This is a genomic window from Hoeflea sp. Naph1, assembly GCF_046837775.1.
Lineage (GTDB): Bacteria > Pseudomonadota > Alphaproteobacteria > Rhizobiales > Rhizobiaceae > Hoeflea.
The window spans coordinates 3,736,058-3,748,807 of the sequence record NZ_CP177286.1 but is presented as its reverse complement, the minus strand read 5'-3'; the positions used below and the strand labels follow the sequence as shown (position 1 = coordinate 3,748,807).

The window sequence follows — 12,750 nt, the reverse complement described above, 5'->3', positions numbered from 1 at the left end:
GGCATGAGCGCCTTCGCTCCCATCCGTGATCCTGCGGAAATCTATCGGCGTTCCTTTGCCATCATTCGCGCGGAGGCTGATCTCACGCGTTTTGATGCGGCTTCGCAAGAGGTGGTGGTTCGGATGATCCATGCCTGCGGTATGGTGGATCTGGCTGGCGATATCGTCGTGTCAGACGGCTTTGCCGAGTCCGCGAGGGCAGCGCTGCAGGCCGGCGCGCCGGTGCTGTGCGATGTGGAGATGGTGCGCCACGGCGTCATCACCCGTCTGATGCCTGCGGCCAACGAGGTGGTCTGCCTGCTTAATGACCCGAGGGTGCGCGAGATCGCGGCGCGCGACCAGACCACGCGCTCGGCCGCACAGGTTGATCTGTGGGCTGAGCGGATGGGTGGCGCCGTGATTGCCATCGGCAATGCACCGACGGCGCTGTTCCGGCTGCTCGAACTGATTGATGCGGGGGCGCCAAAGCCTGCGGCCATCATCGGCGTGCCTGTCGGTTTTGTCGGTGCGGTGGAAAGCAAGGATGCGCTGATTGCTGATCCGCGCGGTGTCGAGTTTCTCGTGGTCAAGGGCCGTCGGGGCGGCAGCGCGCTGGCCAGTTCTGCCGTCAACGCGATTGCCGGAGGGCTTGAAGGTCATGGCTAGCGAAGTGGGAGCCACGGCTCCGTGGCTGACCATCATCGGTATCGGCGACAACGGGCTCGACAGCCTGACGCCGCCGGCGCGCACGCTGTTTGATGCGGCTCAGACGATCATCGCGCCGGAGCGGGTGCTGGCGCGGATCGATTGCGGCGCGCGGGAAACCATCCCCTGGACCTTCGGCATCAAGGAAACAATCGCCTTCGTGATGGCGCGGCGTGGAACGCCGGTGACCATTCTCGCCACCGGTGACCCGATGTTTTACGGCGTCGGAGCGACGTTGATGCGCGATCTCGACATGGCAGAGATGCGGGTGATTCCGTCGCCGTCGGCGTTTTCGCTTGCGGCGTCGCGGCTTGGTTGGGCGCTGCAGGACGTGGCGATGATTTCGCTGCATGGCCGCTCGGTGCACGGTCTGGCCTCGCATGTGCAGCCGGGCAACCGGATCCTGGCCCTGACATCGAGCGGCCGCACGGTGGTTGAGGCGGCGCAGATCTTGAGCGCGCGCGGTTTTGGCCGCTCCGAGATGCATGTCCTTGAACATATCGGCGGGCCGGATGAACGCATCAAGCTGCTGCGCGCCGACCGGATTGCCGCGGACAAGCCTGACTTTGCCGATTTCAACACGCTGGCAATTGCCTGTGAGGCGCAGCCGGGAACAGTGTTGCTGCCATCAATCCCGGGGCTTCCCGATGAGGCTTTCGAGCATGACGGGCAACTGACCAAACGTGAAGTCAGGGCGGTGACGCTGGCCCGGCTTGGCCCGGTTCCGGGCGGCCTGATGTGGGATGTCGGTGCGGGCTGCGGCTCGATCGGGATCGAGTGGATACGTGCTGCGCGCGGAGCCAAGGCCATTGCCATTGAAGCCAGCGAAGCACGCCGGACCATGATGGCGCACAATGCGATTGCCCTGGGTGCGCCGGGGCTCGATATCATTGCGGGCACCGCGCCGGATGCGCTTGCTGATCTTGCGATGCCGGATGCGGTCTTCATCGGTGGCGGCATCTCGCATGACGGCGTCTTTGAAGCTGCATGGGACGCACTCAAGCCTTTCGGCCGGATGGTTGCCAATGCAGTGACGGTGGAGGGTGAGGCGCGTCTCTTCGCGCTGCAGGCCGTGCATGGCGGTGAGCTGATCCGCATGCAGGTGAGCCGCGCCGAGCCGGTCGGCCGCTACCTTGGCTGGAAGCCGATGATGCCGGTGACGCTCTGGTCGGTGACAAAGGGACTGGATGCATGAGCGGCAAATTGTATGGCCTCGGGCTTGGTCCTGGTGATCCGGATCTGATCACGTTGAAGGCACACAAGATCCTGCAGGGCGTTCCGGTGATCGCATGGCCTGCGCCCGATACGGGGCCGAGTTTTGCCCGCGCCATCGCCGCGCCGCACTTGCCTGGCGGGCAGGTGGAGATCCCGATCGTGATGCCGATGCGCACCGAGCGGTTTCCTGCACGCGAAGTTTACGACAAGGCATCCGTCGAAATTTCAGCGCATCTCGACGCGGGCCGTGACGTGGCGGTGCTGTGCGAGGGCGATCCGTTTTTCTATGGCTCGTTCATGTATCTCTACGAACGGCTGGCCCTGGGATACGACACAGAGGTCGTTCCAGGAGTCTCCTCGATGATGGCTGCGGCGAGCGCTGCGGGGCGGCCGCTGGCTGCGCGCAACGATGTGCTCAGTGTCGTGCCGGGTCCACTTAGCGATGAAGAGCTCACAAATAGAATCAACGCCGCAGATGCATTAGCGATCATTAAGATAGGCAGGCATTTCAATCGCTTGAGAGCGCTGATTGAAAAATTGAATCTGCTGCCTCAAGCAATCTATACAGAACGTGTTTCGCTTGGTTCCGAACGGCTGATGCCGCTTGCCGAAGTCCCCGAGAACACGGCCCCATATTTTTCGATGATCCTGATTTACAAGGGCGGCGAGGACTGGATCCACGCCTTGCCCGGGAGCAAAGCATGACCAAATCTCCGGCCATTGTCATTCTGTCCGATGCAGCCAGACCGATGGCGCAACGCATTGCCGAGGCGACGGGTGGTGAGCTGCATGGACTGGCGCGACGTATCACCCAAACAGTTGACGTAACCTTTACGGAGGTGAGCAGTCATCTGGAAAATTTGTTTCAAGACAGCCGGCCGATCATCGCGGTGATGGCTGCCGGTGCGGTGATCCGGTTGCTGGCTCCACACCTCACGGACAAGATGACTGAGCCTCCGGTAATTACGGTTTCCGAAGACGGCTCGGCTGTCGTTCCGCTTCTGGGCGGACATCATGGAGCCAATGATCTGGCACGCAAGATTGCAGTATCGGTTGACGGCTTCGCCGCCATCACCACGGCAGGCGACCTGAAATTTGGCATCGCGCTGGATGCACCGCCGGAAGGCTGGGTGCTCGCCAATCCGGAAAACGCCAAGCAGGTGATGGCTGACCTGGTGGCTGGCCGTTCCGTTCGGCTTGAAGGTGAAGCCCGATGGCTGACGGAGAGTGGTCTGGACTTTTCAGCGGATGGCGAGGTTGTTCTGGCTGTCTCTGACAAGGCTGTTGCGCCACTCGCCAAGGGGCTGCTGTATTGTCCCAAAACGCTCGTGCTTGGGATTGGCTGCGAACGTGGCGCCAGTGGTGACGAAGCGCTTTCGCTGGCGCTGGATAGTCTCGAGCAGGCGGGTCTCTCGCCTGCTTCCGTCGGTCTGGTGGCATCAATTGATGTGAAGGCCGATGAAGCGGCAGTGCATCATTTGGCGAGCCATTTTGGCTGCCCGGCACGGTTCTTTGATGCGGCAACGCTGGAAGCGGAAACGCCAAGGCTGAAGCATCCGTCTGATATCGTCTTTGCCGAAGTCGGCTGCCACGGCGTGTCCGAAGGCGCGGCGCTGGCGGCTGTTGGGCCGTCGGGTGAGCTGATCGCGGAGAAGCGCAAGAGCAAGCGCGCCACCTGTGCCATCGGCCGGGCGACGGAGCCTTTCACGCAAGCCAACCTGCTGGGCAGGGTGCGGGGCAAGCTGATGGTGGTCGGCATCGGGCCGGGGTCTGATGGCTGGCGCTCGCCAGAGGTTTCGCAGATGGTTTCTGCTTCGACCGATCTGGTCGGCTATTCGCTTTATCTCGATCTGCTCGGGCCGCTGACCAGGGGCAAGACGCGGCACGACTTTGACCTCGGCAAGGAAGAGGCGCGGGTGCGCCACGCGATGGAACTGGCAGGCGAGGGCAAGTCGGTAGCGCTGGTCTGTTCCGGTGACGCCGGGATCTATGCGATGGCGACGCTGGTGTTCGAGCTCCTGGACAAGTCGGACGGGCCGGAGGGTCTGACGGCGGAAGCACGCCGGATCGAGATTGCGGTGTCACCGGGTATCTCGGCGCTGCAGGCAGCCGCCGCGCGCGCCGGTGCGCCGCTGGGGCATGATTTCTGCACCATCTCGCTGTCGGACCTGCTCACACCCTGGGAAGACATCAAGCGCCGGGTGACGGCTGCCGGCGAAGGCGATTTCGTCATTGCATTCTACAATCCAGTGTCGAAGAAGCGCCGGACGCAACTGGCCTGGGCGCGCGACAAGCTGCTCGAGCACCGCCCGGCCTCGACGCCGGTGATCCTTGCCACCAATCTCGGCCGCGAAGGCGAACTGATCCGCATCGTGCCGCTCGGCTCGCTCAATGTCGACGACGTCGACATGCTGACCGTGGTGGTGGTCGGCTCTTCCAATTCCACCACGGTGACCACTGGCGATGGCAAGGCCTGGGTCTATACCCCGCGCGGCTATGCCCGCAAGGAAGGCACAGCCATGACATCCATTGCTTCAGGAGACGCGGCATGACCGTCTATTTCATCGGCGCCGGACCGGGCGCACCCGACCTCATCACCGTGCGCGGCCTCAAGCTGATCGAACGTTGCGCGGTGTGCCTCTATGCGGGCTCTCTGGTGCCAGAAGAAATTGTCCACGCCGCGCCGAAAGATGCATTGGTCAAGGACACCGCGCCGATGCATCTGGATGAAATTATCGCCGACATGGAAACTGCGCATGCGGCCGGTCAGGACGTGGCGCGGGTGCATTCGGGCGATCCGGCGATCTATGGCGCGGTGGCCGAGCAGATGCGGCGGCTCGATGCGCTGGAGATCGATTACGAAGTCGTGCCAGGTGTGCCGGCCTTCGCCGGTGTGGCAGCAAAGCTTGCCACCGAGCTGACACTGCCGGAAATCGCCCAGACAGTGATCATCACCCGCACTGGCATGAAGGCGTCGTCGATGCCGGAATTCGAGCAGCTGGAGATCCTCGGCCAGTCACGGGCGACGCTGGCGATCCATCTGTCTATCCGCAACCTTGATTATGTGCGGCGGTCACTGGAGCCGTTCTACGGCGCCGATTGCCCAGTGGTGATCGCCTACCGCGCCACCTGGCCGGATGAGCTGTTCATCCGCACCACGCTGGAAGGCATGAAGGAAGAGGTGCGCAAGCACAAGATCACCCGCACGGCGCTGATCATGGTCGGCAAGGTATTCGGCGACGTCAACTTCCGAGACAGTGATCTCTACAATTCCCAGTACTCACATGTGCTCAGGAATGTCGGAAAAAAGAAGAAGGGGAAGGTGGCTTAGCAGATAGGTGTCGACGGAATCCCAACTGCGTTTCTTGCCACGATTTCAATTCTGTAACGCCGGTTCCTCAGTCTCCGTCATCCCGGCCTTGAGCCGGGATCCAGCGACCCGTCGTCCTGGGTGAAGAGACTTTGTTCTGGTATTGAATTTGGATCAGCTCAGAACTGCGGTGGCTTCGATTTCGATTAGGAAATCCGGCATTGCAAGGCACTGAACGCCGATCAGTGTATTGGCTGCGGGTATAACATCACCGTAAAATACACCTATGGCAGGGCCGATGATTTCGAGCTGGTCAGGCGAATAATTGACCACATAGGTCCTGAGCCTGACAACATTGGCTGCTGACGCACCTTCCGCGGCCAGCACCTCTTTGAGATTTGCAAACGCCTGTGCCGCTTGCGCGCGCAAGTCTCCCGAGCCCACCAGATTGTTATCCTTGTCCCATGCAACTTGCCCGGCGAGATGAAGCATTCTGCGTCCTTCAGATGCAACTGCATGCGAAAACCCAAACTGCGTTGCATTATACATTGTGGTGGGATTAACAGCTTCTCGTTTCATGTTGGGTTTCCTACTGTTTGGAAATGATATGAGTGCCAAAATGGGCACCAGATCTGCGTTTATTCTGGCAGACAAGCAGACTCACTACAAGGCATCAAACCACGCGCCAAGTGCTGCAAAAGAAGTGAAATTCGACAGAATTCGCACGATATCTTTTCGGCCAAAGGTTTCTTCCTTGTCGGTAATGATTTGGAGGATACGTTCCGGATTTTTAGTGAAAACAGAGGGCTATGTGCCCCCGGTGCACACTGCGCAAATCGGCTGCAACGGATTTGCCAACCCGATCTGTCCAAGGACCTGGGCTGGCCGGATACCGGATCGGGGTTCGGCATGACGGAAAACAAGACATTTATGGTCATTCTCAATCGCCCCGCCCGACCATGATTACCGGCAATCCCAATTGCCTTGCGGCGTCGATCTTGGCGTAAGCCGCCTTGCCGCCTGAATTGCGGCAGACGATGTGGGTGATCGAATGTGCAATCAGCAACATTGTCTCCACCGCAGCGGTGTCGCTGGGGCGTCCCAGGATCAGTGCATGATCGGGAAGTTCAAGCGGCTTCTCCGGCGGGTCGATCATGCGGACGACGAAGTGCACATCCTCGCGGGCTGCGAACCGGTCGATATGCTGCGAGCCAAGCGCCAGCAGCACGCGGGCACCCGTGGGAAGGGCCTCCCGGGCCGCTTTCAGATCCTGAACCTCGATCCAGATATCACCCGGCTTTTTTACCCAAGCGGTGCGGGTGCGGATGTCGAGCTGCACGCCAGCGATTTTTGCCGCCTCAATGGCGTTGGCGCTGATCTGGCGGGCGAAGGGATGGGTCGCGTCGACCATTCGGGTGACGCGCTCGGCGCGGATGAAGTTGGCCAGTCCTTCGACGCCACCAAAACCGCCGCTGCGGACCTCACCTGCAAGCGGCGCGGGATCACGGGTGCGACCGGCCAGCGAGGTGATCACCCGCGCTTCGGGGTGGCGTGCGACCAGATCGCGGGCAAGTTCGGCTGCCTCGCTTGTGCCGCCGAGAATCAGGATGGTTTGGGGGGCATTCGGCTCAGACGGCATGGGCCAGAAGCGTCCCGGCGCGGTCGGTGACCATCACATCGACACTGACCGGGGCGCCGCGGAGCACGTCAAGCACGGCGTTACGCGCGGCTTTGCCGATTATTTCGGGTAGATCAAGCCCGGCAGCACCGGTCAATTCCAGCGCCTCGAGCGCGGTGTTGGCGGCCAGGATCTGGTCCGTCAGCTCAGGGTCTGCGCCCAGTTCGCCGGCCTTTTCGGCAAGCCACGCCATGTCGACCTGGCTGCGGCCCGAATGCAGATCCATCGCGCCCTGGGCGAGCTTGGTCATCTTGGCGAAACCGCCGGCAATGGTCAGCCGCGGAACCGGATGGGCGCGGAGATATTTGAGCAGCCCGCCGGCGAAATCGCCCATGTCGAGACAAGCAAGGTCGGACAGGCCGTGAAAGTTCTGGGCGGTTTTCTCCGAGCTCGAGCCGGTGGCGCCCAGCACATGCGGAAAGCCCTCGGCGCGGGCGACATCGATGCCGCGGTGGATCGAGTGGATCCAGGCGGCACAGGAGAACGGATGAACGATGCCGGTGGTGCCAAGCACGGAGAGGCCACCGAGAATGCCAAGCCGCGGGTTCCAAGTCTGCAGCGCCAACTCGGCGCCGTTCTCGATCGAGACCTCGATTTCGATGTCGGGCGAGATGCCATGATGCTGGCACAGCGCAGTGACGGTTTCGGTCATCATCCGCCGCGGCACCGGGTTGATCGCCGGTTCGCCGACCGGAACCGGGAGCCCCGCCCGGGTGACGGTGCCGACGCCATCGCCAGCCTTGAAGACAATGCCCTGTCCCTGCGCGAGCCGCTGGATGCGGGCGATGACCATCGCCCCGTGGGTGACGTCGGGGTCGTCGCCGGCGTCCTTGATGATGGCCGCCATGGCGGTTTTTTCATCCAGGGATTCACGCGCCAGCGCAAACCCTGGCTGCTCGCCTTTCGGCAAGATGATGACCACCGGATCGGGGAACTCACCGGTCAGCAATGCGGTCAGCGCGGCCTTCGTTGCCGCCGTAGCGCAGGCACCCGTCGTCCAGCCCCGGCGCAGCGCCGTGGCGGGTTTTTCCAATCGAATTTCGTTTTCGTCGCTGTCCATGTCGCAGTTCTTGATCGTGTCTTGCCTGTTGCCGTTATAGAGTGCGATTGATACGGGTGTAAGCCTAATCATTCGAATGGAAAATGCATGATCGACTGGCGCCAAAACCTGCCGGAAATGAAAGCCGGAGAAGTCTGGCTGGTAGGTGCCGGGCCGGGTGACCCGGGGCTGTTGACGCTGCACGCCGCCCATGCCCTGAGCCAGGCGGATGTGATCGTCCACGATGCTCTGGTCAATGCAGAATGCCTGAAGCTCGCCCGCCCTGGCGCGCGCCTGGAATATGCAGGAAAACGCGGCGGCAAGCCATCGCCAAAGCAGCGCGATATTTCGCTCAGGTTGGTCGAACTCGCGCGCGAGGGGCAACGGGTTCTGCGGCTAAAGGGCGGGGATCCTTTCGTGTTTGGCCGCGGCGGCGAAGAGGCGTTGACACTGGTCGAGCATCATATCCCGTTCCGCATCGTGCCGGGGGTGACCGCTGGGATCGGCGGGTTGGCCTATGCCGGCATTCCGGTGACCCACCGCGACACCAATCACACCGTGACCTTTCTGACCGGACACGATTCCAGCGGTCTGGTTCCCGACCGGATCGACTGGGATGGTGTGGCACGCGGCAGCCAGGTGATTGTCATGTATATGGCGATGAAACATATCGCCACCATCGCCGCGCGACTGATCGACGCGGGACGCGATGCCGACGAGCCGGTGGCCTTCGTTACCGATGCCTCGCTGCCGGGGCAGAAGGTGCTTGAAACAACGCTTGAGCGGGCTGCAACCGATGTTGCGGCATCGGGGCTGCAGCCGCCGGCAATCGTCGTGGTGGGCAAGGTTGTACGGCTGAGGTCAGCGCTCGACTGGATGGGCGCTGCCGCCGGGCGGGTTCTGTCCGCCGACCCTCTGGGAAACCGCGCTGATGCGCAGAAAGACAGTGCATGACGGGATTGATGATTGCCGCGCCGCAATCGGGGGCTGGCAAGACGACAGTGACCCTGGGGCTGTTGCGGGCGCTCAAGCGCCGCGGTGTTCCACTTGCGCCGGGCAAGGCTGGCCCGGATTATATCGATCCTGCGTTTCACGCGGCGGCAAGTGGCGAGACCTGCCTCAATTATGATCCCTGGGCGATGCGCAGCGACCTGCTGTTGACCAATGCAGCGCTGCAGTCGCAGGGCGGCCGCATGCTGGTGATCGAGGCGATGATGGGGTTGTTTGACGGCGCCGCCGACGGCTCCGGCTCGGCCGGCGATCTGGCCGGCTTGCTCGGTCTGCCGGTGATCCTGGTAATCGATTGCGCCAGCATGTCGCATTCAGTCGCCGCAATCGCCCAGGGGTTTGCCAATTTTCATCCAGATGTGCTGGTGGCCGGTGTCATCCTCAACCGCGTTGCCAGCCCGCGCCACGAGGGTATGCTGCGCCAGGCGCTCGACAAGGCACGGATCGCTGTACTGGGCGCACTGCCGCGTGATGAGAGACTGAACATGCCGCAGCGCCATCTCGGGCTGGTGCAGGCCGGGGAGAACACCGAGCTTACAGGCTTGATCGATGCAGCCGCAGATCTGATGGAAAGCCGTGTCGACCTGCATCAACTCGTCAGGCTCGGACAGCGGGCGCCGGCCAAGGCGACGCTGGCCAAGATCTTGCGGCTACCTCCGCCTGGCCAGAAGATCGCCGTGGCGCGGGATATTGCTTTCGCCTTTGCCTATGAGCATATGCTGCTTGGCTGGAAGCGGCGCGGTGCGGAAATCTCGTTCTTCTCGCCGCTTGCTGACGAGGGGCCGGCTGAAGACTGCGATGCGGTGGTGCTGCCCGGTGGCTATCCGGAACTGCACGCCGGGGTGCTGGCCAATGCGCAGGGATTCAAATCCGCCATGCGTGCCGCTATCGGCCGTGGGGTGACGGTTTATGGCGAATGCGGCGGCTACATGGTGCTGGGTGACGCGCTCCTCGACGATAAGGGTGTGCGGCACGAGATGCTCGGCGCCTTGCCGCTGGTTACAAGCTTTGCCGAACGGAAAAGGCACTTGGGCTACCGTCGCGTGACGCCGATGCCGGGGTTCTTCTGGGACATGGAGCTCTCGGCGCACGAATTTCACTATGCAATGATCGTTTCCGAAGGTGAGGCCGACCGGGTGTTCTCGGCACGAGATGCGCTGGGTGCCGGCCTCGGTGCTGTCGGATTGAGGCGCGGTAACGTGTCGGGATCGTTCATGCATGTCATTGACCGGATAGACTGACCAACATGAGCCCCGTTCTCGATCCCATCGCCCATGGCGGCGCACTTTCCGAGGCCATGGCTCGCCATGGCGGCGTGGCGTCGGAGTGGCTTGATCTGTCGACCGGCATCAGCCCGTTCTCGCTCCTTCTGCCCGATCTGCCTGCCGATATATGGCGACGGCTGCCGGAGCAGGCGGAAGCGGTGCGCGTTGCGGAATTGGCGATGCGCCATTATGGCGGTGCGGTAACACCGGTGCTCACACCCGGCACCCAGTCAGCCATTCAATTGTTGCCGTGGCTCAGGCCTGATGCCGAGTCGGTCGCCATTGTCTCGCCCACCTATGGCGAATACGAACAGGCCTTTCGCCGCGCCGGCATCGAGATCGACCATATCGATACGATTGAAGCGGCGGCGGCGACGCGGGCAAACACGGTGATCCTCGCCAATCCCAACAATCCCGACGGCCGCGCCACCATGCGCGATGACATCTTCGGCTTTGTGCGGGCGCATCGAAATCGGCTGGTAATTGTCGATGAAGCCTTTGCCGACATGCGCCAAGACCTGTCGATGGCGGGTGCCGCCGGAATGGAGCCCAACCTTGTGGTCATGCGCTCCTTCGGCAAGTTTTTTGGGCTTGCCGGTTTGCGGCTGGGTTTCGTGTTTGCCGAGCCGGTGCTGTCAAAAATCCTCAGCGACCGGCTTGGCCCCTGGGCAGTCTCGGGGCCAGCGCTGGCAATCGCCGCGCATGGATTTTCGCGCATGGATCTGGTTTCGGATCTGCGCCAGCGGATTGACAAGGCGCATGCCATGACCCGGTCGGCGCTCAACATGGCCAATGTTTCGGTCGTCGGGGAGACGGCGCTGTTTTTCTGTTGCGAGGTGGGTGACGGCGCAGCGGTGCGCGATGCGCTGGCGGGCCATCAGGTGCTGGTGCGAGCGTTTGACCATAGCCCGTCGCGGATCCGCATCGGTCTGGTTCCCGACGAACTTTCTGCTGTGCGGTTGCGCGAAACCCTGCGGCTCGTCGGCGTCCGGACCCCGTGATGGGGCATCTGGCGGTGCTTCTGGCGGCGCTTGTGCTCGACCGAGTTGTTGGCGACCCGGACTGGCTGTGGCGGCGACTGAGCCACCCGGTGGTGATTTTCGGCCAGGCCATCGGTTTTGTCGAGCGCCGCTTCAACCATGCTGATGACAGTGCTCTTACGCGCCAGCGCAACGGCAGGATGGCGATTGCCGTGTTGCTGGTTCTCTCCGCATTGGTGGGGTTGGCGTTGACTGAAGTGTTCGCGCAATTCGGTCTGCTTGGATGGGCGCTGGAGACGATCGTCGTCGCGGTTTTTCTGGCGCAAAAAAGTCTTGGCGATCACGTGCGCGCGGTGCTCCTTGGTCTGCGCGAGGGCGGGTTGGTCGGGGGACGAGCGGCGGTGGCGATGATTGTCGGCCGCGATCCCGAAGCACTCGATGAAGCGGGTGTGTCGCGGGCGGCGATCGAGAGCCTGTCTGAGAATTTTTCTGACGGAATCGTCGCGCCGGTGCTGTGGTATGCGGTTTTCGGCCTGCCGGGGTTGCTGGCCTACAAGATGCTCAACACTGCGGATTCGATGATCGGCCACCTCAATGACCGGTATCGGGATTTCGGGCGTGCAGCGGCGCTGCTCGATGATCTCGCCAATTGGCCGGCGGCGCGGCTTTCGGCGTTATTGATTGCCTGTGGTGCGGGGCTGGTCAAGGGTACTGCTGCCATGCGCCATGCGGGGGAGCAGGCGCTCATGGATTCGGGCCTGCACCGCTCGCCCAATGCCGGTTGGCCGGAAGCGGCGATGGCCGGTGCGCTGGGACTGTCCTTGGCCGGACCGCGGCGCTATGGCGGGGAGATGGTGATGGAGGCCAGTGTCAATGCGCGCGGTCGTCGTCAGGCCGGAGCAATCGACATTGAAGATGCCCTCAGGGTCTTCCACAGGGCTTGCGACTGCCTTGTCGCAGCTGCGGTTGCGCTGCTTATTATTCTTTAAAGCCTATATAAATCAAATATTTAAGACGATATTTAGAATGCGTCCGCTGATTTTAACTTTAAGCTGAAAACCAACCTGTATAAATTGTTCCGCTGATAGTAACGTCATGCGTAGGGTATATGGGGGAAGTAATATGAGATATCTACTTTTGGTTGGAGCGGTTGCACTTGCTCTTATGCCATTTTCATCGACCTCGGCTCTTGCCGCCAAGGTCGTAGCCAAGATTGATGTATCGTCGCAGACCATGGTGGTCACCCAGAATGGCAGGGTGAAATACAAGTGGAAGGTATCCACGGGCCGATCCGGATACTCGACACCGCGCGGGACCTATTCGCCGAAGTGGCTGTCGCGGTATCACCGCTCGCGTAAATACAACAATGCGTGGATGCACTATGCGGTGTTTTTCCGCGGCGGCTATGCAATTCATGCCACCCGCGACACCAAGCGTCTGGGGCGCCGTGCATCGCATGGCTGTGTCCGGCTGGCGGAACAGCATGCAGCGAAATTTTATTCGCTGGTTGAGAAAATGGGCAAGAACAACATCCGCATCGTCGTCAAGAACTGATGGCGCGATTTCAAGTG

At 61.8% G+C, this 12,750-nt stretch carries 13 protein-coding genes; 10 read left to right on the top strand and 3 right to left on the bottom strand.

The genetic code is table 11. The annotated features are described in order from the left end of the window. Window positions 1-3: 3 nt before the first annotated feature. From ACK6D9_RS18040 to cobM, 5 genes are read left to right on the top strand one after another with little or no spacing between them, the layout of a single operon-like run. Window positions 4-645 (top strand): precorrin-8X methylmutase, encoded by a 642-nt coding sequence (locus ACK6D9_RS18040; RefSeq protein ID WP_412049565.1) that lies wholly within the window; start codon window positions 4-6, stop codon window positions 643-645. Continuing rightward, window positions 638-1,879: a precorrin-6y C5,15-methyltransferase (decarboxylating) subunit CbiE gene (gene cbiE, locus ACK6D9_RS18035; RefSeq protein ID WP_412049564.1), complete on the top strand. Its 1,242-nt coding sequence runs from the start codon at window positions 638-640 to the stop codon at window positions 1,877-1,879. Before ACK6D9_RS18040 ends, cbiE begins: the two co-directional genes overlap by 8 nt. Further along, window positions 1,876-2,604 carry a precorrin-2 C(20)-methyltransferase gene (cobI, locus tag ACK6D9_RS18030; RefSeq protein ID WP_412049563.1) on the top strand — a complete coding sequence of 243 codons (729 nt, stop codon included), beginning with the start codon at window positions 1,876-1,878 and terminating at the stop codon, window positions 2,602-2,604. Before cbiE ends, cobI begins: the two co-directional genes overlap by 4 nt. Next, complete coding sequence (cobJ, locus tag ACK6D9_RS18025) at window positions 2,601-4,451, top strand: precorrin-3B C(17)-methyltransferase (protein WP_412049562.1); 1,851 nt, start codon at window positions 2,601-2,603, stop codon at window positions 4,449-4,451. The genes cobI and cobJ overlap by 4 nt, the downstream gene beginning before the upstream one ends. Further along, complete coding sequence (gene cobM / locus ACK6D9_RS18020; RefSeq protein WP_412049561.1) at window positions 4,448-5,230, top strand: precorrin-4 C(11)-methyltransferase; 783 nt, start codon at window positions 4,448-4,450, stop codon at window positions 5,228-5,230. Before cobJ ends, cobM begins: the two co-directional genes overlap by 4 nt. A gap of 153 nt (window positions 5,231-5,383) precedes the next feature. On the opposite strand, the gene ACK6D9_RS18015 is transcribed toward cobM, so the two are convergent. The 3 genes from ACK6D9_RS18015 to ACK6D9_RS18005 all read right to left on the bottom strand — a co-directional run bounded on the left by ACK6D9_RS18015 (window position 5,384) and on the right by ACK6D9_RS18005 (window position 7,947). Further along, complete coding sequence (locus ACK6D9_RS18015; RefSeq protein ID WP_412049560.1) at window positions 5,384-5,788, bottom strand: RidA family protein; 405 nt, start codon at window positions 5,786-5,788, stop codon at window positions 5,384-5,386. Between the two features lie 361 nt (window positions 5,789-6,149). Further along, complete coding sequence (locus tag ACK6D9_RS18010) at window positions 6,150-6,848, bottom strand: cobalt-precorrin-6A reductase (protein ID WP_412049559.1); 699 nt, start codon at window positions 6,846-6,848, stop codon at window positions 6,150-6,152. Then, window positions 6,838-7,947, bottom strand: coding sequence for a cobalt-precorrin-5B (C(1))-methyltransferase (locus ACK6D9_RS18005; protein WP_412049558.1), 1,110 nt, complete (start codon window positions 7,945-7,947; stop codon window positions 6,838-6,840). Before ACK6D9_RS18005 ends, ACK6D9_RS18010 begins: the two co-directional genes overlap by 11 nt. A gap of 87 nt (window positions 7,948-8,034) precedes the next feature. Between ACK6D9_RS18005 and cobA the strand changes: the two genes are divergently transcribed. The 5 genes from cobA (at window position 8,035) to ACK6D9_RS17980 (ending at window position 12,733) form a co-directional block, all read left to right on the top strand. Then, complete coding sequence (gene cobA / locus ACK6D9_RS18000; protein WP_322990801.1) at window positions 8,035-8,880, top strand: uroporphyrinogen-III C-methyltransferase; 846 nt, start codon at window positions 8,035-8,037, stop codon at window positions 8,878-8,880. Next, on the top strand, window positions 8,877-10,175 hold the full coding sequence (locus tag ACK6D9_RS17995; protein ID WP_412049557.1) for a cobyrinate a,c-diamide synthase: 1,299 nt from the start codon (window positions 8,877-8,879) through the stop codon (window positions 10,173-10,175). Before cobA ends, ACK6D9_RS17995 begins: the two co-directional genes overlap by 4 nt. Window positions 10,176-10,180: 5 nt before the next feature. Next, a complete protein-coding gene (gene cobD, locus ACK6D9_RS17990) occupies window positions 10,181-11,200 on the top strand; it encodes a threonine-phosphate decarboxylase CobD (RefSeq protein WP_412049556.1) in 1,020 nt (339 codons plus the stop codon). Beyond that, window positions 11,200-12,168, top strand: a complete 969-nt coding sequence (cbiB, locus tag ACK6D9_RS17985; RefSeq protein ID WP_412049555.1) for an adenosylcobinamide-phosphate synthase CbiB — start codon at window positions 11,200-11,202, stop codon at window positions 12,166-12,168. Before cobD ends, cbiB begins: the two co-directional genes overlap by 1 nt. 175 nt (window positions 12,169-12,343) lie before the next feature. Then, the gene (locus ACK6D9_RS17980; protein ID WP_412049554.1) at window positions 12,344-12,733 is read left to right on the top strand and encodes a L,D-transpeptidase; all 390 of its coding nucleotides are present in this window, start codon (window positions 12,344-12,346) and stop codon (window positions 12,731-12,733) included. The last annotated feature ends 17 nt before the right edge of the window (window positions 12,734-12,750 follow it).

What these genes read in the sequence shown, in the direction of transcription:
- cobJ (WP_412049562.1), top strand. Translation starts at nt 2,601, where the DNA reads ATGACCAAATCTCCGGCCATTGTCATTCTGTCCGATGCAGCCAGACCG.
- cobD (WP_412049556.1), top strand. Translation starts at nt 10,181, where the DNA reads ATGAGCCCCGTTCTCGATCCCATCGCCCATGGCGGCGCACTTTCCGAG.
- ACK6D9_RS18015 (WP_412049560.1), bottom strand. Translation starts at nt 5,788, where the DNA reads ATGAAACGAGAAGCTGTTAATCCCACCACAATGTATAATGCAACGCAG.
- cobM (WP_412049561.1), top strand. Translation starts at nt 4,448, where the DNA reads ATGACCGTCTATTTCATCGGCGCCGGACCGGGCGCACCCGACCTCATC.
- cobA (WP_322990801.1), top strand. Translation starts at nt 8,035, where the DNA reads ATGATCGACTGGCGCCAAAACCTGCCGGAAATGAAAGCCGGAGAAGTC.
- ACK6D9_RS17995 (WP_412049557.1), top strand. Translation starts at nt 8,877, where the DNA reads ATGACGGGATTGATGATTGCCGCGCCGCAATCGGGGGCTGGCAAGACG.
- ACK6D9_RS18005 (WP_412049558.1), bottom strand. Translation starts at nt 7,947, where the DNA reads ATGGACAGCGACGAAAACGAAATTCGATTGGAAAAACCCGCCACGGCG.
- cobI (WP_412049563.1), top strand. Translation starts at nt 1,876, where the DNA reads ATGAGCGGCAAATTGTATGGCCTCGGGCTTGGTCCTGGTGATCCGGAT.
- cbiB (WP_412049555.1), top strand. Translation starts at nt 11,200, where the DNA reads ATGGGGCATCTGGCGGTGCTTCTGGCGGCGCTTGTGCTCGACCGAGTT.
- ACK6D9_RS18010 (WP_412049559.1), bottom strand. Translation starts at nt 6,848, where the DNA reads ATGCCGTCTGAGCCGAATGCCCCCCAAACCATCCTGATTCTCGGCGGC.
- cbiE (WP_412049564.1), top strand. Translation starts at nt 638, where the DNA reads ATGGCTAGCGAAGTGGGAGCCACGGCTCCGTGGCTGACCATCATCGGT.
- ACK6D9_RS18040 (WP_412049565.1), top strand. Translation starts at nt 4, where the DNA reads ATGAGCGCCTTCGCTCCCATCCGTGATCCTGCGGAAATCTATCGGCGT.
- ACK6D9_RS17980 (WP_412049554.1), top strand. Translation starts at nt 12,344, where the DNA reads ATGCCATTTTCATCGACCTCGGCTCTTGCCGCCAAGGTCGTAGCCAAG.